The following is an 18,798-nucleotide window of genomic DNA, read 5'->3' as shown; positions in this document are numbered from 1 at the left end:
TGGCGTGACCGCTTCGTGCCGTGGTCTTCTGGCCCGCGGTGAGGCTGGTCGCCCGTCCGCGCGGTCTCGCCCTTGTCTCGGCGGGCGCACTCTACGCGGATGCCTCCACGCGGTCCAGCCCAATCGGCGCGCAATCGGCCCAGGTGGGCTTGCCGATGAGACTTTGCGCCCGCTTTATTCGATTTAGCAGGGGCATTTTGCTTTTTCGCCCCAGTTGGTGCCAAGCTCAGATAGGGCCGGGACAGGCCGCGACCAGACCGAGGAGACCCCATGACGGACGAGATCACCCGCCGCCTGAAGGCCTGCTACACGGGCGTGGTGCACGACGTGATGCGCGCGATGGGGTTGCGCGATTTCACTTTCCCGGCCGAGTTGCGTCCCCTCTTCCCCGAGGAGAGCCTCGCCGGCCCCGCCTTCACCATCGACGGACGCGTCGATCCGCGCGCCGACGCCCATGAGACGCTGCTGCAGTGGACGGGCCTGCTGAGCAAGGCCAGGCCGGGCACGATCTGGGTGTCGCAGCCCAACGACCGCGTCGTCGCCCACATGGGCGAGCTTTCCGCCGAGACGCTGAAGAACAAGGGCGTGCTGGGCTGCGTCGCCGACGGCTATGTCCGCGACGTCAACTTCCTCATCGCCATGGGCTTCCAGACCTGGTCGCGGGGCCATACCCCGCGCGACATCGTCGGCTACTGGCTGCCGCGGGCCGTCGACGTCGACATCCGCATCGGCGATGTCATCGTCGCTCCCGGCGACTACCTCCTCGGCGATCGCGATGGTCTCGTGCGTGTGCCGAAGGCCATCGCCGCGGAGGTTGTGGAGAAGGCCGAGACCGCCATCGCCACGGAGAACAAGGTCCGCACCGCGATCCTCTCGGGCGTCGACCCGCAGGAGGCCTATCTCCGCTTCGGCAAGTTCTGACGACGGCTGCCACGAATCGGCGCGGGGGCCCGCGCCATGCGTGCGGGCTCACGAGGGGTTGCGCGTCCCGCAACGCCCGCCGCGTTGCGGCATCCGGCCGGTTGCGCTTACCGTGGGCACGAGCGAGCCGGCCTGATCCGGTCGCCGGTCTCCGGCCCGCCCAACGACAACGAGCGTCCCCAGAGACGCAAGGGCGAGGAACGACATGGCAAGGCTCAAGGTGAACGGGCGCGTCCACGAGGTGGAGGCCCCTGACGACACGTGGCTCCTCTACGTCCTGCGCAACGACATCGGGCTCAACGGCCCGAAGTTCGGCTGCGGCATGGACCAGTGCGGCGCCTGCACGGTGCTGGTGGGCGGCTCCGCCACCCGCTCCTGCGTCACGAAGCTGAGCGAGGTGGGCGACCGCGAGGTCGTCACGGTCGAGGGGCTCGGCACCCTCGAGAAGCCCAGCAAGCTGCAGCAGGCCTTCATCGACGAGCAGGCGGCCCAGTGCGGCTACTGCGTGTCGGGGATGATCATGAAGGCGCAGGCCCTGCTCAACTTCGACCCCAAGCCCACCGAGGCGAAGGTCCGCAGCGCCCTCAACGAGAACCTGTGCCGCTGCGGGGCCCACAACCGCATCGTGCGCGCCGTTCTGCGCGCCTCGAAGGAGGCCTGAGCCATGAACGCTCCGATGCACGCATCCCGCCGCGACGTGCTCAAGGCCGGCGGCTTCCTGGCCCTCGGCTTCAGCCTCCTTGGCCCCGACGCCTTCGCGCAGGCCACCGCGCCCGTCCTGCAGGGCGACCTCAAGCAGTTCCCGCGCATCAGCTCCTGGCTGCGGATCAACGCCGACAAGTCCGTCACGCTGCTCGTCGGTAAGGTCGAGCTCGGGCAGGGCATCCTCACCGCGGTCACGCAGCTCTGCGCCGACGAGCTCGACGTCGACATCAAGCGGATCGCCATCGTCTCCGGCGACACGGCGCTGGTGCCCAACGAGGGCACGACGGCGGGGTCCTTCTCCATACCCAACTGCGGCACGGCCGTGCGGCAGGTGTCGGCCGAGGCCCGCGCCCTGCTGCTCGGCCTCGCCGCGCAGAAGCTCGGCGCCGACGCAGCCGCCCTGACCGTGGCCGACGGCGTCGTCACGGCGCCGGGCGGCAAGAGCACGACCTACTGGGACCTCGTCACGGGCAAGGAGCTCGAGGTCGAGGCCAAGGGCACGGCGCCCATGAAGCCGGCAGCGCAGCGCCGCTACATCGGCACGTCCGTCGGCCGCATCGACATCCCGGCCAAGGTCACCGGCGCGCCGATCTACGTGCAGGACCACCGGCCGCCGGGCATGGTGCACGCCAGGGTCGTGCGCCCGCCGACCGCACGCGCCAAGCTGGTGTCGCTCGACACCGCCGCCACGGAGAAGATGCCCGGCGTCATCAAGGTCGTGCGCGACGGCAGCTTCCTTGGCGTCATCGCGAAGCGCGAGGAGCAGGCCATCGCCGCGGCCTCCGCGCTCAGCCAGGGTGCGAAGTGGGAGGTGCAGTCCGGCGGCCCCAACAACGAGACGATCTACGACTGGCTGCAGAAGGCCCCGGCCAAGGACATCCTCATCAAGGACCAGAAGCGCGCCGACGGGAAGACCGCGGCCGCGACGGTCGAGCAGACCTACCGCCGGCCCTACCAGATGCATGGCTCCATCGGCCCGTCCTGCGCCGTGGCGACCTTCGCGGCGGACGGCGGCAGCGTCGTCATCCAGACGCACAGCCAGTCGGTCTTCGAGACGGGCGAGGCCATCGCCAAGATGCTCGGGCTCCCGGTCGACAAGGTGCGCTGCCAGCACATGCAGGGCTCTGGCTGCTACGGGCACAACGGCGCCGACGACGTCGCCGCCGACGTCGCCCTGCTGGCCCGTGCCATGCCGGGCACGCCCGTGCGCCTGCAGTGGTCGCGACGCGACGAGCACCGGTTCGAGCCCTACGGCTCGGCCATGGTGATGAAGGCGAAGGCGGACGTCGACGCGGACGGCAACGTGCTGGACTGGACCTTCGAGCTCTGGTCGAGCTCGCACGGCGTGCGGCCCAGCGGGCAGCCGGGCAATCTCCTCGCGGCCCAGTACCTGGAGAAGCCCTTCGCCCAGCCGGCGCCGGTCAACGGCGGCCCGCCCAACTATGCGGCGGACCGCAATGCCATCGCGCTCTACGAGTTCCCCGGCCACAAGGTGACGACGCACTTCGTCGCCGAGATGCCGGTGCGCTCGTCGTCGACGCGCGGGCTCGGCGCCTACGCCAACATCTTCGCCATCGAGAGCTTCATGGACGAGCTCGCCGCGCGGGCGAAGGCCGATCCGGTCGAATACCGGCTGCGCTTCCTCAAGGACCAGCGCGCGCGCGACGTGGTGGCGAAGGCGGCGGAGGCCTTCGGCTGGTCGACGTTCCAGAAGAAGGAGGGCCACGGCAAGGGCTTCGCCTTCGCCCGCTACAAGAACCTCGCCGCCTACACCGCCATCGCCATGGAGGTGAAGGTCGATCGCGAGACGGGCGAGATCCGCGTGATTCGCGCCGTCGCGGCCAACGACTCCGGCGAGATCGTCAGCCCCGACGGCATCGCCAACCAGATCGAGGGCGGGCTCATCCAGTCCCTGTCCTGGACGCTGAAGGAGGCGGTGCGCTTCGACGGCGAGGGCGTGAAGAGCAGCGACTGGGAGGCCTATCCCATCCTCACCTTCGAGGAGGTGCCGCACATCGAGGTCGTGCAGATCAACCGTCCGGGGGCGCCCTTCCTGGGTACCGGCGAGGCCTCGCAGGGTCCCGCGGGGGCGGCGCTTGCCAACGCCGTCTTCGACGCGTGTGGCGCACGCTTCCGCGACCTGCCGCTGACGCCGGGCAAGGTGAAGGCCGGCCTGCCGGCCTGACCGGATACGAAGAAGGCCGGCGCGCTCCGGGGCGTCGCCGGCCTTTTCACGGGATCGACAGGAGCGGCGGCCAGGGCCGCTCCGGAGCGGTTCAGCCCGCCAGGGCGGCCGCCTCGCGGGCGCGCTCGGCGCGCTTGCGGTCGTTGGGGTCGAGGAAGACCTTGCGCAGGCGGATCGCCTTCGGCGTCACCTCAACGAGCTCGTCGTCCTGGATGTAGGCGAGCGCCTTCTCCAGCGTCATCCGGATCGGCGGGGTGAGGCGCACCGCCTCGTCCTTGCCGGCGGCGCGGATGTTGGTGAGCTTCTTGCCCTTGAGGACGTTGACCTCGAGGTCGTTGTCGCGGGTGTGCTCGCCCACGATCATGCCCTGGTAGACCTTCCAGCCGGGCTCGATCATCATCGGGCCGCGATCCTCGAGGTTCCACATGGCGTAGGCCACGGCCTCGCCCTGGTCGTTCGAGATCAGCACGCCGTTGCGCCGGCCCGCCACCTCGCCCTTCCAGGGCGCGTAGGCGTGGAACAGCCGGTTCATGATCGCGGTGCCGCGCGTGTCCGTCAGCAGCTCGCCGAGATAGCCGATCAGCCCGCGCGTCGGCGCGTGGAACACGAGGCGCAGGCGGTTGCCGCCGGAGGGGCGCATCTCGATTATGTCGGCGCGTCGCTCGGACATCTTCTGCACGACGACGCCCGAGTGCTCCTCGTCGACGTCGATGGTGACCTCCTCGATGGGCTCCAGCAGCTGGCCGGTGGCCTCGTCCTTCGAGAACACCACCTTCGGCCGCGACACGGCGAGCTCGAAACCTTCGCGGCGCATCGTCTCGATCAGGATGGCGAGCTGCAGCTCGCCGCGCCCGGCCACCTCGAAGGAGTCCTTCTCGGCCGACTCGGTGATGCGCAGCGCGATGTTGCCCTCCGCCTCCTTGAGCAGGCGGTCACGGATGACGCGGCTCGTCACCTTGTCGCCCTCGGTGCCGGCGAGCGGCGAGTCGTTGACGCGGAACTGCATGGTCACGGTCGGCGGGTCGATCGGATGGGCCGTGAGCGGCGCGTCGACCAGCGGGTCGCAGAACGTGTCGGCCACCGTGCCCTTCACCATGCCGGCGATGGCGACGATGTCGCCGGCCGACGCCTCCTCGACCGGAACGCGCTCCAGTCCGCGGAAGCCCAGCACCTTGGAGATCCGGCCCTGCTCGACGAGGTTGCCCTTCGCGTCGAGCACCTTGAACGCCTGGTTCGGCTTCACCGTGCCGGACGTGATGCGCCCGGTGACGATGCGCCCGAGATAGGGGTTCGCCTCGAGGATGGTGCCGAGCAGGCGGAACGGGCCCTCCTCGACGGCCGGCGGCGCCACGTGCTTGAGCACGAGGTCGAACAGCGGCGCGAGGTTCTCCTTCGGCCCCTCGGGGCTCTCGGCCATCCAGCCCTGCTTGGCCGAGCCGTAGAGGATCGGGAAGTCGAGCTGCTCGTCGGTCGCGTCGAGCGCGGCGAACAGGTCGAACACCTCGTTGATCACCTCGGTCGGCCGGGCCTCTGGCTTGTCGATCTTGTTGATCGCCACGATCGGGCGCAGGCCGAGCTTCAGCGCCTTGCCGACGACGAACTTCGTCTGCGGCATCGGCCCCTCGGCGGCGTCGACCAGCACGATGACGCCGTCGACCATGTTGAGGATGCGCTCCACCTCGCCGCCGAAGTCGGCGTGGCCGGGCGTGTCGACGATGTTGATGCGCGCGTCCTTCCACTGCACCGAGGTGCACTTGGCGAGGATGGTAATGCCGCGCTCGCGCTCGAGGTCGTTGGAGTCCATCGCCCGTTCGGCGACGCGCTGGTTCTCGCGGAACGTGCCGGACTGGGCCAGCAGCTTGTCCACCAGCGTGGTCTTGCCATGGTCGACGTGGGCGATGATGGCGATGTTGCGCAGGGTCATGGGGCCGCCGGAGTCAGAATTCGGGTTCAAACACGGGAAACCCGGCGGCTTGGAGCAAGCGCCGGGCGGACGTCGTCTCTTCTGTTGCGGCGCAATATAGCCACAGAACGTGTCAGGGCAATGGCGGATTTGCCCGGATGGTTGAGGAGGCGATTGCGGACTACCGCTGCGGGTCGAGCGTGACCGCCCACAACGCCATGTCGGCGACATCGCGCAGCGTCACCGTGAGGCGGCCCGTGCCGCCGTCGATGGCGCAGTGGCCGAAGAACTGGAGGCCGGCCGAGGGCGGCAGGTTGAACTGCCCGGGCGGCGGCGCCTTCACGAAGACGGCCTCGGGGCCGAAGGTGGGGTCGAGGGCGTTCGGTCCGAAGGTGCCGGCGTGAATCGGGCCCGAGACGAACTCCCAGAACGGCTCGAACTCCTGGAACACGGCCCGGCCGGGGTCGTAGCGGTGGGCGGCGGTGTAGTGGACGTCGGCCGTCAGCCACACCGTGTTGCGGATGTGGCGGTCGCGGATGAAGCGCAGCAGCGCGGCGATCTCCAGCTCCCGCCCCAGCGGCGGCCCCGCGCCCTGCCCCACCGCTTCGCTGCCGGTGCGGGTGACGAAGTCGTCGAAGACGATCAGCCCGAGGGGCTGGTCGGCCGCGATGAACTTCCACGTCGCCGTCGAGGCCGCGAGCTCCCGCTGCAGCCAGGCGAGTTGCGCCGCGCCCAGGATGGCCGCGTCGGGCCCCGCCCGGTCCTGCCGGTTGTCGCCGTTGGGCCCGCGCTCGCTGCGCATGTCCAGCATGAAGACGTCGCAGTGCGGCCCCCACGATATCTTCCGGTAGATGCGCCCCGGCGCCTCGAGGTTCGGCCGCACCGGCATGTACTCGTGGAAGGCGCGGCGCGCGTTGGCGGCCAGCGGGGTCATGAACCGCTCGGTGTAGCCGCGCTTTGCGTGCACGGGCCGATCGAGCGGCTGGTCCGGCCACCAGTTGTCGGTGACGTCGTGATCGTCCCACTGCGCGAAGGTGGGCACCTCGGCATTGAACAACCGCAGGTTGTCGTCCAGCAGGTTGTAGCGCCAGTTGCCCCGGAACTCGTCGAGCGTCTGCGCCACCCGGAGCTTCTCCGGCACGAGCAGGTTCTTCCAGAGGCTGCCGTCCGCCAGCCGCACCTCGGGCTCCAGCGGGTTGTCGGCGTAGATCGTGTCGCCGCTGTGGATGAAGAAGTCCGGCCGGTGGCCGAGCATCGTCGCGTAGGTGCGCATGCCGCCGCGCGCCGGGTCGATCCCCCATCCCTGCCCCGCCGTGTCGCCCGACCAGACGAACGAGACGGATCGACCGGGATCGGACGGCGCGGTGCGGAACCGGCCCGAAACGGTGGCGCCCTTCAGCGCGGGCTCGTACAGGTCGAAGAGCGTGAAGCGGTAGAACACCTCCTGCCCCGCCGGCAACCCGTCCAGCCGGAGCTTGCCCGTGAGGTCCGTCGCCGGCAGCAGCTCCAGCGTTTCCCGGACGGCGACATCCCGGAACGACTCGGTCGTCGACGCCTCGACGATCGCGCGCGCCGGCCGATCCGACCGGATCCAGGCCATGCCGCTGCCGGCGGAGGTGTCGCCCGACTGCACGCCGAGCGGCGCCTGCGGGCGGTCCGCGGCACGGCTGATCGCCGGCGCGGCGACGAGGGCGCCCGTGCCTGCGAGCAGCGCGCGTCGCGTCGGCCGCCAGATCATCGCCGCATCCCCCGCGGACGGCTCACTTGGCCACCCGCCAGGCGAGGTCGGCCGGCGGCTCGCCCGGATGGATCTGCCGGCGGCGGTCCGCCACGGCATGGCGCACCTGGTCGAGGGCGAAGGACAGCGCCGCCAGCCGCGCGGCGTCCGGCGGGTCGGCGGCGGCGGTCAGCGTTTCGGCCACGACGGCGTCCGCCTCTGCCTCGATGGCGGCGAGGTCTTCCGGCGAAGCGGCGCCGCGCGCGCGGCTCACCAGTGCGAGCAGGTGCTCGATGCGGTGGGCGTGCCGGTGCGTGCGCGAGCGCATGCGGGCCGCCACGGCGGCGATGGCCGACGCCCCGAAGCCGAGCAGCATCGCGGCGACGTAGATCCAGTCGCCGTAGCGCTCCATGAACGTCTGTTCCTCGTCCTGGAAGTAGTCGGCGGCGCCGGGGTGCACCGGCAGCGGCGCGTCCTTGTCGAGGTCGGGCGCCTCCAGCCGATCGGCTGCCGGCACGCTCCGGGCAAGGTCCGCCCGCATGGTGAAGAGCCGGCGCGTCAGTTCGGCCACGGCTGCGCTGTCGAGCGTCGCGTGGGCCATCAGACGCCACGTCACCGCCAGCGTCGTCAGCGGTTCGGCCGGCCGCGGCGGCGTGCCGCCGAAAGCGCCGCGCACCACCTCCGTGCTCTCGAGGTCAGGCCGGCGCAGCGCCATCGCCTCCGCCTCCGAGACGGGCAGGAACACGGGCCGGCCGCCGGCGGCGGCGACGGACCGGACGGCGTCCGCGATGGCCGCCCCGGTGGGAGCGCCGACGATGAAGACGGCGTCGAAGCCGCGATGGGCGAGCGCCTCGGAAAGCTGGGCAGGGGGTACCGTCTCCCGCCGGACCCGCGGGGAGGGGACCTCGTAATGCGCGAGGATGGCGTCGAGGAGCTTCTCGTCCGCCGCGAACGACCCGACGATCGCCACCTTGCGGCCGGCAAGCCCGCCGACATCGGCAAGCCCGGTGTCCGGGGTGATGATCAGGGCCACCCCGCGCTGCAGGATCGCGACCGTCTCGCCCGCGGCGGGGACGGCGACGTCGCTGCGCACCACGGCGAGATCGGCCTGGCGGGAGTCGAGGGCCTCGGCCGCGGCGGCCGGATCGGCGGCCGGGACCAGCTTCAGCCGGATGGGGGCCTTGTCGCGCCGCAGCAGCTGGGCCGCGGCCGACAGCAGCCGCACGTCGTCGCCGCGGTCCGCGACGGCGACCCGAAGGACCGTCGGGCGCGTCGCCGCATACCATGCCGCGCCGGTCAGCGCGGCGATGCCCGCCGCGGCGGCGACGGCGATGGCCCACAGGCGCCAGCGCACGCGATCAGCCCTCCAGCGCGGCCCCGAGTGCCGCTCGTTGGATTGTCGGGCGCATTGGCCCCGGCGGCAACCGCCAGGGTTGGGGAGCACGCAAGCGTGACCGCCCGCGGCGGGAGCCTCAGGCCCCGTACTTGCGCTTGCGCGCGCCCAGCGTGCGCAGCCGCAGCGCGTTCAGGCGAATGAAGCCGGCGGCGTCGCGGTGGTCGTAGGCGACGGCGCCTTCCTCGAAGGTGACCAGCTCCTGGTCGTAGAGCGAATAGGGGCTCTCGCGCCCGATCACCCACGCCGAGCCCTTGTAGAGCTTCAGCGTCACCCGGCCGGTGACGGCCTCCTGCGACTTGTCGATCAGCGCCTGCAGCATCTCGCGCTCGGGCGAGAACCAGAAGCCATTGTAGATGAGCTCGGCGTACTTCGGCATGAGCTCGTCCTTGAGGTGCGCCGCGCCGCGGTCGAGCGTGATCGACTCGATGCCGCGGTGCGCCTGCAGCAGGATCGTGCCGCCGGGCGTCTCGTACATGCCGCGGCTCTTCATGCCGACGAACCGGTTCTCGACGAGGTCGAGGCGGCCGATTCCGTTGGCCCGGCCGAGTTCGTTCAACTTCGCCAGCAGCGTCGCCGGGGACATCTTCACGCCGTCGATCGCGACGGGGTCGCCCTTCTCGAAGTCGACGGTGATGACCGTCGGCTTGTCCGGCGCCGCCTCGGGGTCGATGGTGCGCGAGTACACGTAGTCCGGCACCTCGAGGGACGGGTCCTCCAGCACCTTGCCCTCCGAGGAGGCGTGCAGGAGGTTGGCGTCCACCGAGAACGGCGCCTCGCCGCGCTTGTCCTTGGCGATCGGGATCTGGTGCTGCTCGGCGAACTCTATCAGCCGGGTGCGCGAGGTCAGGTCCCACTCGCGCCACGGCGCGATGATGGTGATGTCCGGCTTCAGCGCGTAGTAGCCGAGCTCGAAGCGCACCTGGTCGTTGCCCTTGCCGGTCGCGCCGTGCGAGACGGCGTCAGCGCCGACCTTCTCGGCGATCTCGATCTGCTTCTTGGCGATCAGCGGCCGGGCGATGGACGTTCCGAGCAGGTAGAGCCCTTCGTACTGTGCGTTGGCGCGGAACATCGGGAACACGTAGTCGCGCACGAACTCCTCGCGCACGTCCTCGATGAAGATGTTCTCGGGCTTGATGCCGAGCAGCAGCGCCTTGTCGCGCGCCGGGCCTAGCTCCTCGCCCTGGCCGAGGTCCGCCGTGAAGGTCACGACCTCGCAGCCATAGGTGGTCTGCAGCCACTTGAGGATGATGGAGGTGTCGAGGCCGCCCGAATAGGCGAGCACGACCTTCTTCACGCGCTTGTCGGCCATGTGAGGTCACTTCATGGGTGAGGGGCCGCCCGCGGCCCGGTCTTTCTGCTGCGCGTTCCCTACAGGAGAGGCGCCGGGCGGCGCAAGCGGAACGGCCGCCTAGGCGTTGTCCCGTGCGCCGAGCAGGGCCGCGTACACGTCGAGCGTGTCGGCGATCATGCCTTCGAGCGAGAAATGCGCCTCCACATGGGCCCGCGCCCGCTGGGCGAGGGCGTCGCGGGCGCTGGCCCCCATGGCCAGAGCGGCGGCCATGGCCTCGGCTAGCGCGCCGGCGTCGCCCGGCGGCACCCGCCAGCCCGTGCGGGCGGACGCATGCACCTGCGGTGGAGCGAGCACGGTCTCGGGCACAGCGCCGTGGTCGGAGACGATCACGGGCGCGCCCATGGCCTGCGCCTCCACGGCCGAGCGCCCGAACGCCTCCGGCTCGGTGGACGGCACCGTCACCAGCGCGGCCGCGAGGAAAGCGGCCGGCATGTCGGAGCAGTGGCCGACCCGCTTGACCACGTCCTGCAGCGCGTGCCGGGCGATCAGCGCGTCGAGGTCCTTCACGAACCCGTCGCGGCCCTGCGGGTCGCCCGCGAGGATCACGGTCACGTCCCGCACCCCGCCGTCGAGGAGCTTCCGGGTCGCCTCCACCAGCACCGTCTGGCCTTTCCAGCCCGTGAGGCGGGCGGCGAGCAGGATGATCCGCCGGTCCGGGTCAACGCCCCAGGTGGTGCGCAGCCGCTCGACGCGCTCGGGCGCCACCGCGGCCGGCGAGAAGGCCTTCAGGTCGGTGCCCCGGTGGATGACCCGCACGTGTTCGCGCGCGAAGGGATGCATCCGGGTGATCAGGTCGGCGGTGTAGTGCGAGTTGGCGATGACGACGTCGCCGCGCGCCATGACGGAATTGTAGAGCACCTTGGCGGCGGAGCGCCCGCCATAGGCTCCCGCATAGGTCGTGACGAAGGGCAGCCGCAGCCGGCGGGCTGCCAGCAGCGCGCTCCACGCCGGCGCCCGGGAGCGGGCATGGACGATGTCGACCCCCTCGTCGCGGCAGATCGCCTGCAGGCGCCGCGCGTTGGCGAGCATCGAGAGAGGGTTCTTGGTGGCCGCCGGGAACGGCAGGAACAGTCCGCCCTTGGCCTGCAGCTCGCCGACGAGCCGACCGCCCTGCGTGGCCACCATGGGCCTCGCGCCGACCGCGGCGAGCGCGGCGGCGATGTCGACCGTCGTCCTCTCCACGCCGCCGGCGTCGAGCGTCGGCACGACCTGCAGGATCGTGCGCCCGGCGAGGGGCGACGCGCCCGGAGAGAAGGGTGAGGACTGCAGCGGTCGCATCAGGCTCCGGGCACGTGTATCAAGGCGCGGGCCGCGCACGGGACCGGAGCGACTCGGGCGACGCGGCGAATCGGTCGAGGTTTACGGTGCAAGACGACGATCTGCAATTTTTCGCGATCGGGAACGGCGCGGAAGCACGCGACATCGCGCTGCGCGTCCGCGACGGGGCAGGTCCGGCCGTCGTGTGGCTGGGCGGTTTCCGGTCCGACATGGACTCCACGAAGGCCATGGCCCTCGACGCCTGGGGCGAGCGGACCGGGCGCCGCGTCGTCCGCTTCGACTACTCCGGGCACGGCCGCTCCGGCGGCCGCTTCGAGGACGGCACCATCTCGCGCTGGCTGGAGGAGGCGCAAGCCGTGATTGCCCGCGAGGGCGGCGTGGCTCCGGTCCTCGTCGGCTCGTCCATGGGAGGCTGGATCGCGCTGCTCGCGGCCGTGGCCGCCGCGAAGGCCGGCCGCCCGATCGGCGGGCTGGTGCTGATCGCCCCGGCGGCGGATTTCACCGAGGCGCTGATGTGGCAGGCCTTTCCAGAGGAGATCCGCCGGACGATCGTGGACGACGGCGTGTGGTACCGCCCCACGCCCTATGCCGACGAGCCCTACGCCATCACGCGCGGCCTCATCGAGGACGGGCGTCGCCACCTGCTGCTGGACGGGCCGCCGATTGTCACCGGCTGCCCGGTGCACGTGCTGCAGGGCATGGAGGACCCCGACGTGCCGTGGCGTCATGCCATGCAGGTGGTGGAGCACATTCCGGGTGACCCGGTAGTCACGACGCTGATCCGGGACGGTGATCACCGGCTGTCCCGGCCGGAGGACATCGAGCGCTTGGTCGCCGCGGTGGAGGGGATCGCCTGAGCGGTCCCCTGCCTTCGGCGGCTGCCTTCAGTGCACGCTGACGGGCACGAGGTCGTTTTCCCAGGCGTTGGCGATCGCCGTGTTGCGGTCGTCGGTCACGACGATGGGCGTGCCGTCGGCGCCCAGCAGGGCGAACAGGTCGAGGCCCGGCTGCAGCGTCGGCGCCTGCGGGAACAGGCGGTTCAACTCGTCGGAGCGGATCGGGCGCACATACGCGATCTTTCCGCCGCCGATGGCCGCGAGCGCCTGCGGCGAGATGGCCGGATCGATGGTCGACCGGGCGTCGGTGGAAACGGTCTTGGTCTCGTCGTTCATCGCACCCTCCTTTGAGCGGAGCGGACTGATGGGGGAGAGGCAAGACGCGGGCCAGTCACTCCCGCGCCAGGATGTCGATCTTGCGGATGATCCGCTCGGCCTCGGGCCGCACCAGGTCGATCGACAGGAGGCCGTTCGCCAGGTCGGCGCCGCGGACTTCGAGACCGTCCGCAAGCAGGAAAGCCCTCTGGAACTGCCGCGCCGCGATGCCGCGATGCAGGAACTCTCGTTCCCGGTCGTCGACCTGGCGCCCGCGGATCACGAGCTGGTTTTCCTCGAGGGTGATCTCGAGCTGGTCGCGGGTGAAACCGGCGACCGCCAGGGTGATCCGCAGCGTCTCGGGCTCGTTGGCCGTACGCGGAACCCGCTCGATGTTGTAGGGCGGATACCCTTCCGAAGCCGCCTTCGCGACCCTGGTGAGGGCCCGTTCGACCTCGTCGAAGCCGAGGAGGAACGGCGAAGACAGCGATGGCACGCGCGACATGATGAAGCCCTGTTCCGAGGCACTTCGTGCAGGGCCCGCCGAAGCAGCATCCCCGAGTTCCTCGCGGAACCGTTTCCCGAAGGAAACCACACCCGGAATATGGCCGTGCCCCCGGCGCCCTTCAAGTGGGCCGTTCCGGTCGGCTTGCCCGCGGCTGCGGGGTCGTCCATGGTCGGCGCGCCCGGTCGCTGGTCGGGCGGGGAAGCGCCAGGACGCCACGGCAGGACATGAAGACGATCGACATCACCGGGCTCGGCGAGCCGCTCATGGAGTTCAACCACGTCCAGCGCGGCGGCGAGTGGCTCTATCTGCCGGGCCACGGCGGCGACACCTCCAACGCGACCATCGCGGCGGCCCGGCAGGGCGCCCGCACGGCCTATGTCACCGCCGTGGGCGACGATGCCTTCGGGCGGGACTTCCTCGACCTGTGGGGCCGTGAGGGCGTGGATGTGAGCGGTGTCCAGCGCCGCGGCGACGCCTCCACGGGCATCTACTTCATCACGCACGGGCCTGAAGGCCACGCCTTCAGCTACTACCGGGCCGGTTCGGCCGCGAGCCGGATGACGCCGGCCGACGTCCCGCTGGGCCTCGTCGCGGCCTCGCGCGTGCTGCACGTCTCCGGCATCAGCCAGGCGATCTCGACCACGGCCTGCGACGCCGTCTTCCATGCCATCGCCCACGCGAGGGCGTCCGGGACGACCGTCAGCTACGACACAAACCTGCGGTTGAGGCTCTGGCCGCTGGACCGGGCCCGGGCCGTGATCCATGCGGCGGTCGCGCAAAGCGACATCTGCCTGCCGGGGCTCGACGATGCCCGCCAACTCACGAGCTTGCAGGCGCCCGACGCGATCTGCGCGTTCTATCTCGGCCTCGGCTGCCGGATCGTGGCGCTGACGCTCGGCAAGGACGGCACCATGGTCGCGACTGCCGAGGCCACGCGCATGATTCCGGCAAGGGTCGTGGAGGCGATCGACGCCACGGGCGCCGGCGATGCCTTCGACGGCGCCTTCCTCGCGGAGTGGTTGCGCAATGGCGGCGACGCCTTCGCGGCCGCAGCCTTCGCCAACGCTGCGGCCGCGCTCTCGACGCAGGGCTACGGCGCGGTCGCGCCGCTCCCGCGCCGGGTGGACGTCGAGGTGTTCATGGCCAAGGGCATTCCGGGCCGCTGACGGCGCGGGAGGGAGCCCGGGCGGGGCATGGCGCGGCGCTCAGCGCGGCGCCATCACCATGATCATCTGGCGGCCTTCGAGCATCGGCTCGGACTCCACCTTGGAGACGTCGGCCATCTCGGTCTTGACCTTCTCGAGCAGCTTCACGCCAAGGTCCTGGTGCGCCATCTCGCGGCCGCGGAAGCGCAGCGTGATCTTGACCTTGTCGCCTTCCTCGAAGAAGCGGCGCACGGCCTTCATCTTGACCTCGTAATCGTGGTCGTCGATGCCGGGTCGGAGCTTGATCTCCTTGACCTCGACCGTCTTCTGCTTCTTGCGGGCCTCGGCGGCCTTCTTCTGCTCGTTGAACTTGAACTTGCCGTAGTCGAGGATCTTGCAGACGGGCGGCGTCGCGTTGGGTGCGATCTCGACGAGATCGAGCCCCGCCTCCTCGGCGGCCTTCAGGGCGTCGAAGAACGCCATCACCCCGCGGTTTGCGCCGGATTCATCGATCAGCTGGACTTCGCGAACGCCGCGAATGTCCCGGTTGGCGCGAGGTCCGTCCTTCTGGGGGACCGGCGCGGCTCTCATGGGTCTGCGAATGGTCGACTCTCCTCTGGTGTCCCCCCGGCGGCCGTGCCCGCATGGCATCACGGCCGGCGGCAGGCTTTGCTTCGGCAACGGAGGAAATTCGCAGAAAGCGGGCGTAAGTCAACATCGCCGCAGCCCGTGCAAGGACGGCAGGGGCGATTTGCGTCACGCTGTTGCCGGCGCACAGTCGCCATGGTGACCGGGCCGCGGACCAATGCGGGTGGAGGCGGATGCGACGACGGAGAACGGGGACGTGGCGCCCAGGGTCACGACGACCGCGGGCGGGCCCGATCATGCCCGGCGCCGTCGTCGCCTATGCGCTCACGCGGCGACGGGGCAAGCCGGATGTCCCCGACACGGGGAGTCCGGACGACGGGCCTGGCGAAGGGTCTTCACGGCGCCGGGGACGCCGCGTGACGATGTGGTGTCTGCGGTCTTGATCGGAACGGTCGGATTGAACGGACCGGCAAGGCCGGTCCGGTGCCGCGTGGGCGCAGCCGCGGCGCTCAGGGCCCCAGGAGCTCGCTGCCCGCGCGGGTCCCTTCGGTGACCCCGCTCGACTGCGCCAGCTTCTGCTGCTGCTCGGTCGCGTGTGAGTAGCGGAACATGGTCCTGACGAGCCGGAGGGCCTCGCCGATCCCTTCGGCCTGGACCGCGTAGTCGAAGTCTCCGGCATCGATCTGCTTCACCGAGCGGAGCGTGTCCGCCTCGATCGCCGCGAGACGCGCGCGCGTCTCGGGACACCGGAGCAATTCCCCGTGCAGCGCATGGACCGTGTGCATCAGCGCCGCGATCGTCACGGTATCGACAGCAATTCGCGCATCGTCGCTCATGAAATCCGCCTCCAAGCGGCCGGGACTTCGCCCGTCTCTTCATTGCACCCATTCTGGGGCAGGGCCACGCGTGCCGATGTGCGCAATCGCACATCACGAGCTCGGCCGGGCCATCGACGCGTCTGCGTCGTGCGGTCCGGCCTCAAGGACCTCGGCCGGCCAAACACCGGCTTCTCCTCAGACCGTCCGGAGGTCGCGAACCGCGTCCTCCTGTGCGCGCCGGGTGGCCTCCCTGGCGCGCGCGGCCTCCCGCCGCCGCAAGACTTCGTAGCCGATCGCACCGGCCACGGTCACAGTGATCAGGATCACACCCAGCGCATTGACCGCCGGCGTCAGTCCTGTCCGGACCTTCGACGCAATGAAGATCGTCAGCGTCGTATCCGTCCCCCGAGTAAACAACGTGGTGTTGTAATTTTCAAAGGACTGGAAGAACGCGAGCACCCCCGCGGCGACGATTGCCGGGCGGAGATGCGGAAACAACACACGTCGGAAGGCCTGGGCGTGGCTGGCACCCAGGTCGAGCGCGGCCTCCTCCAGCGAAGGGTCGAAGCGCTGCAGCCGCGCCAGCACCATGAGCATCACGTAGGCGGTGATGAAGCTCGACTGCCCGATCACGGCGAGGTGAAGTCCGCCCTTGATTCCAAGGCGTTCCCAGAAGATCAGGGTGGAGATGCCGATGATGACGCCGGGGGTGAGCAGCGGCGACACCATCACCGCGTAGAGGATCGTCCGGGCGCGCTTGTGCAGGCTGTTGAGCAGCATCGCTGCGCCGACGCCGGTGGGCACCGAGACGGCGATGACCGCCGCGCCGACGATCAGGCTGTTGCGCAGCGCCAGCCACATCTGGCTGTCGTTCCACAGGACGTCGAACCAACGCGTGGTTGTACCCAGCCACGGGGTGATGGTCGGAAAGCGGCTCGTGTTGAACGTCGCCGCCACCATGATCGCGAGCGGCAGGAACAGGTAGGCGAGGAACAGCAGCAGGTAGCCCTGCAGCAGCCTGTCCGACGCGCGTGGCGAGTTCCCCATCGCCGGCTCACTTCGCGATGTCGGTGAGACCGACGCGGAAGATCCGCATCATGGCGAGGATGAAGGCGACGCACAGGCCCAGCAGCACGAAGGCGTAGGCCGAGCCGCGCGGCCAGTCCTGGCCCTCGAAGAACCACTGGTAGATGGTCTCCGTGAACCACCGCGTCCCGGGCGATCCGAGCAGCGCCGGCACGATGTAGGACGACGCCGCCAGCACGAAGACCATGATGCAGCCCACCGCGATGCCCGGCTTGGCGTGCGGCACGATCACCCGCCAGTGGATCCGCCAGGACGGCGCGCCCAGATCCCGCGCCGCCTCGACCTGGTTCCGGTCGAGCGTCTGCAGCGCGTTGTAGAGCGGGAACATCATGAACAGCAGGAAGGCGTAGGTCATGCCGATCAGCACGCCCGCCGAGCCCGACAGCCACCGCACGGGCTTGTCGAGGATGCCGAGCGCCAGCAGCACCGCGTTCAGCGGTCCGTTGAAGGCGAGCACGATGTACCAGGAGAAGGTGCGCAGGATCTCGTTGATCCAGAACGGCACCACCAGGAGCAGCAGCAGGAAGGCCGTGCGCTCCGGCGGCGCCACCGTCGCGAGGTAGTAGGCGACCGGGTAGCAGACGAGGAGGCAGATCGTCGTGACCAGCGCCGAGCCCCAGATCGTCCGCAGGAAGACGCGGAAGTCGTCGGGGAACTCCCACGACAGGATGTCGATTCCGCGAAACAGCGAGGCGTAGTTCTGCAGCGTGTACTGGTCCTTCGGGCCGCCGATCTCCGTCGCCGGGAGGTTGGGGTGGAACGAGTACTCCACCATGACGAAGTACGGCAGAACGACCATGCCGATGACCCACACGGCGGTCAGCAGCACGATCAGGAGGCCGAGCGGTGTGCCGTAGCGTCGGAAGACCTCGGCCATGGCTCAGCTCCGTGCCCGCGGCCCGTCGGGCAGCACCACCGCCCCCGGCGGGTCGAAGGCGACGCTCAGCGCCTGCCCCTCCTGCGGCACCGGTGCGGAGCCGTCGTTGGCCTGCTGCAGCAGGATGCGCTGGCCCTGCGCGTCGCGCAGCATGACGTTGGCGAAGCTGCCCTCGAACTCGACCGTCGTGACGCGGCCCTCGAGCCGGTTCGCGGCCGTCGCGCCCGCGCCCGCGCCCGCGTGCATCCGCTCGGGCCGCACGAAGAGCACCCCCGTGCCCCCCGCGGCGAGCCCGCGTCCGGCCCGGCCGATCATCCGCCCGGAGGCCGTCTCCACGGCCGCCAGCCCGTCGGCGAGCGAGGCCACGGTGCCGGGGAAGGCATTGCTCTCGCCGACGAAGGTCGCGACGAAGGGCGTCGCCGGGTCGTCGTAGATCTCCCGCGGCGGGCCCACCTGCTCGAGCACGCCGCGCGACATCACCGCGACGCGGTCCGACATCGTGAAGGCCTCGCCCTGGTCGTGGGTGATGTAGATGAAGGTGACGCCCGTCTTCTTCTGGATGGCGCGCAGCTCCGCCCGCATGTGCTGGCGCAGCTTGAGGTCGAGCGCCGACAGCGGCTCGTCGAGCAGCATCACCTGGGGCTCGACGGCGAGCGCCCGGGCGATCGCGACGCGCTGCTTCATGCCGCCGGAAAGCTCGTCGACGCGCTTGTCCGCGGCGTCGGGCAGGGCAATGAGGTCGAGCAGTTCGAGCGCGCGCTTGCGCCGCTGCGCCTTGGGCACGCCGCGCACCTCAAGCCCGAAGGCGATGTTCTCCCACACGCTCATCAGCGGGAAGAGGGCGAGGTTCTGGAAGATCAGGGCGGTCGGCCGGCGGTTCGGGCCGATGCCCTTCATGTCGCGCCCGCCGATCCTCACGGTCCCCTCGGTCGGCTCGGTGAAGCCGGAGAGGATGCGCAGGATGGTCGTCTTGCCGCAGCCGGAGGGGCCGAGGAAGCTGAAGAACTCGCCGGCCTTGACGACGAGGTTGACGTCGCGGACGGCCGTCACCGTGCCGAAGCGCATCGTCACGCCGGACAACTCGACGTCCTGGCTCATGGCATCCCGCGGTCTGGAGCGAGGAACGGCGCGCGCGGCGCCACCGAAGCGAACGGCCGGCGCGGGAGGCG

At 70.3% G+C, this 18,798-nt stretch carries 17 protein-coding genes; 5 read left to right on the top strand and 12 right to left on the bottom strand.

Annotation, left to right across the window (positions count from 1 at the left end):
• The first annotated feature begins 270 nt into the window (after positions 1-270).
• The 3 genes from ACX9GQ_RS10220 (at position 271) to ACX9GQ_RS10210 (ending at position 3,811) form a co-directional block, all read left to right on the top strand.
• Positions 271-921: an RraA family protein gene (locus ACX9GQ_RS10220; RefSeq protein WP_459629426.1), complete on the top strand. Its 651-nt coding sequence runs from the start codon at positions 271-273 to the stop codon at positions 919-921.
• Positions 922-1,126: 205 nt separating this feature from the next.
• A complete protein-coding gene (locus tag ACX9GQ_RS10215) occupies positions 1,127-1,582 on the top strand; it encodes a (2Fe-2S)-binding protein (protein ID WP_459629425.1) in 456 nt (151 codons plus the stop codon).
• A gap of 3 nt (positions 1,583-1,585) precedes the next feature.
• On the top strand, positions 1,586-3,811 hold the full coding sequence (locus tag ACX9GQ_RS10210) for a xanthine dehydrogenase family protein molybdopterin-binding subunit (protein ID WP_459629424.1): 2,226 nt from the start codon (positions 1,586-1,588) through the stop codon (positions 3,809-3,811).
• Positions 3,812-3,902: 91 nt separating this feature from the next.
• Here the strand turns inward: ACX9GQ_RS10210 and typA are convergent, their stop codons facing one another.
• From typA to ACX9GQ_RS10185, 5 genes are all read right to left on the bottom strand, one after another.
• Positions 3,903-5,735, bottom strand: coding sequence for a translational GTPase TypA (gene typA, locus ACX9GQ_RS10205; protein ID WP_459629423.1), 1,833 nt, complete (start codon positions 5,733-5,735; stop codon positions 3,903-3,905).
• Between the two features lie 160 nt (positions 5,736-5,895).
• Positions 5,896-7,452 carry an alkaline phosphatase D family protein gene (locus ACX9GQ_RS10200; RefSeq protein ID WP_459629422.1) on the bottom strand — a complete coding sequence of 519 codons (1,557 nt, stop codon included), beginning with the start codon at positions 7,450-7,452 and terminating at the stop codon, positions 5,896-5,898.
• 22 nt (positions 7,453-7,474) lie between these two features.
• Positions 7,475-8,785 (bottom strand): TAXI family TRAP transporter solute-binding subunit, encoded by a 1,311-nt coding sequence (locus ACX9GQ_RS10195; protein ID WP_459629421.1) that lies wholly within the window; start codon positions 8,783-8,785, stop codon positions 7,475-7,477.
• A 118-nt stretch (positions 8,786-8,903) separates the two neighbouring features.
• On the bottom strand, positions 8,904-10,136 hold the full coding sequence (locus ACX9GQ_RS10190) for an argininosuccinate synthase (RefSeq protein WP_459629420.1): 1,233 nt from the start codon (positions 10,134-10,136) through the stop codon (positions 8,904-8,906).
• 99 nt (positions 10,137-10,235) lie between these two features.
• Complete coding sequence (locus ACX9GQ_RS10185; RefSeq protein WP_459629419.1) at positions 10,236-11,456, bottom strand: glycosyltransferase family 4 protein; 1,221 nt, start codon at positions 11,454-11,456, stop codon at positions 10,236-10,238.
• 86 nt (positions 11,457-11,542) lie between these two features.
• Between ACX9GQ_RS10185 and ACX9GQ_RS10180 the strand changes: the two genes are divergently transcribed.
• Positions 11,543-12,313 (top strand): alpha/beta hydrolase, encoded by a 771-nt coding sequence (locus tag ACX9GQ_RS10180; protein WP_459629418.1) that lies wholly within the window; start codon positions 11,543-11,545, stop codon positions 12,311-12,313.
• A 27-nt stretch (positions 12,314-12,340) separates the two neighbouring features.
• Here the strand turns inward: ACX9GQ_RS10180 and ACX9GQ_RS10175 are convergent, their stop codons facing one another.
• Both ACX9GQ_RS10175 and ACX9GQ_RS10170 read right to left on the bottom strand, forming a co-directional pair.
• Complete coding sequence (locus ACX9GQ_RS10175; protein ID WP_459629417.1) at positions 12,341-12,628, bottom strand: BQ00720 family protein; 288 nt, start codon at positions 12,626-12,628, stop codon at positions 12,341-12,343.
• 55 nt (positions 12,629-12,683) lie between these two features.
• Entirely contained in the window at positions 12,684-13,112 is a 429-nt protein-coding gene (locus ACX9GQ_RS10170) for an Hsp20 family protein (protein WP_459629416.1), read from the bottom strand.
• A 227-nt stretch (positions 13,113-13,339) separates the two neighbouring features.
• On the opposite strand from ACX9GQ_RS10170, the gene ACX9GQ_RS10165 reads away from it, so the two are divergent.
• On the top strand, positions 13,340-14,281 hold the full coding sequence (locus tag ACX9GQ_RS10165; RefSeq protein WP_459629415.1) for a sugar kinase: 942 nt from the start codon (positions 13,340-13,342) through the stop codon (positions 14,279-14,281).
• 39 nt (positions 14,282-14,320) lie between these two features.
• Here ACX9GQ_RS10165 and infC read toward each other — a convergent pair whose 3' ends face one another.
• The 5 genes from infC to ACX9GQ_RS10140 form a co-directional block, all read right to left on the bottom strand.
• Positions 14,321-14,851 carry a translation initiation factor IF-3 gene (gene infC, locus ACX9GQ_RS10160; protein ID WP_459629414.1) on the bottom strand — a complete coding sequence of 177 codons (531 nt, stop codon included), beginning with the start codon at positions 14,849-14,851 and terminating at the stop codon, positions 14,321-14,323.
• Between the two features lie 506 nt (positions 14,852-15,357).
• Positions 15,358-15,684 (bottom strand): hypothetical protein, encoded by a 327-nt coding sequence (locus ACX9GQ_RS10155; protein WP_459629413.1) that lies wholly within the window; start codon positions 15,682-15,684, stop codon positions 15,358-15,360.
• A 177-nt stretch (positions 15,685-15,861) separates the two neighbouring features.
• Positions 15,862-16,713, bottom strand: coding sequence for an ABC transporter permease (locus ACX9GQ_RS10150; RefSeq protein ID WP_459629412.1), 852 nt, complete (start codon positions 16,711-16,713; stop codon positions 15,862-15,864).
• A 7-nt stretch (positions 16,714-16,720) separates the two neighbouring features.
• Positions 16,721-17,629, bottom strand: coding sequence for an ABC transporter permease (locus ACX9GQ_RS10145; RefSeq protein ID WP_459629411.1), 909 nt, complete (start codon positions 17,627-17,629; stop codon positions 16,721-16,723).
• Positions 17,630-17,632: 3 nt separating this feature from the next.
• Complete coding sequence (locus ACX9GQ_RS10140; protein WP_459629410.1) at positions 17,633-18,727, bottom strand: ABC transporter ATP-binding protein; 1,095 nt, start codon at positions 18,725-18,727, stop codon at positions 17,633-17,635.
• Positions 18,728-18,798: the final 71 nt, after the last annotated feature.

The organism is Alsobacter sp. R-9 (assembly GCF_054612375.1).
The sequence above is the reverse complement of the archived record's forward strand: the minus strand, read 5'-3'. Positions and strand labels throughout refer to the sequence as shown.

Coding starts and splice junctions, on each gene's coding strand:
- ACX9GQ_RS10185 (WP_459629419.1), bottom strand. CDS start 11,456: ATGCGACCGCTGCAGTCCTCACCCTTCTCTCCGGGCGCGTCGCCCCTC.
- ACX9GQ_RS10140 (WP_459629410.1), bottom strand. CDS start 18,727: ATGAGCCAGGACGTCGAGTTGTCCGGCGTGACGATGCGCTTCGGCACG.
- ACX9GQ_RS10165 (WP_459629415.1), top strand. CDS start 13,340: ATGAAGACGATCGACATCACCGGGCTCGGCGAGCCGCTCATGGAGTTC.
- ACX9GQ_RS10190 (WP_459629420.1), bottom strand. CDS start 10,136: ATGGCCGACAAGCGCGTGAAGAAGGTCGTGCTCGCCTATTCGGGCGGC.
- ACX9GQ_RS10150 (WP_459629412.1), bottom strand. CDS start 16,713: ATGGGGAACTCGCCACGCGCGTCGGACAGGCTGCTGCAGGGCTACCTG.
- ACX9GQ_RS10145 (WP_459629411.1), bottom strand. CDS start 17,629: ATGGCCGAGGTCTTCCGACGCTACGGCACACCGCTCGGCCTCCTGATC.
- ACX9GQ_RS10200 (WP_459629422.1), bottom strand. CDS start 7,452: ATGATCTGGCGGCCGACGCGACGCGCGCTGCTCGCAGGCACGGGCGCC.
- ACX9GQ_RS10170 (WP_459629416.1), bottom strand. CDS start 13,112: ATGTCGCGCGTGCCATCGCTGTCTTCGCCGTTCCTCCTCGGCTTCGAC.
- infC (WP_459629414.1), bottom strand. CDS start 14,851: ATGAGAGCCGCGCCGGTCCCCCAGAAGGACGGACCTCGCGCCAACCGG.
- ACX9GQ_RS10215 (WP_459629425.1), top strand. CDS start 1,127: ATGGCAAGGCTCAAGGTGAACGGGCGCGTCCACGAGGTGGAGGCCCCT.
- ACX9GQ_RS10210 (WP_459629424.1), top strand. CDS start 1,586: ATGAACGCTCCGATGCACGCATCCCGCCGCGACGTGCTCAAGGCCGGC.
- ACX9GQ_RS10155 (WP_459629413.1), bottom strand. CDS start 15,684: ATGAGCGACGATGCGCGAATTGCTGTCGATACCGTGACGATCGCGGCG.
- ACX9GQ_RS10220 (WP_459629426.1), top strand. CDS start 271: ATGACGGACGAGATCACCCGCCGCCTGAAGGCCTGCTACACGGGCGTG.
- typA (WP_459629423.1), bottom strand. CDS start 5,735: ATGACCCTGCGCAACATCGCCATCATCGCCCACGTCGACCATGGCAAG.
- ACX9GQ_RS10175 (WP_459629417.1), bottom strand. CDS start 12,628: ATGAACGACGAGACCAAGACCGTTTCCACCGACGCCCGGTCGACCATC.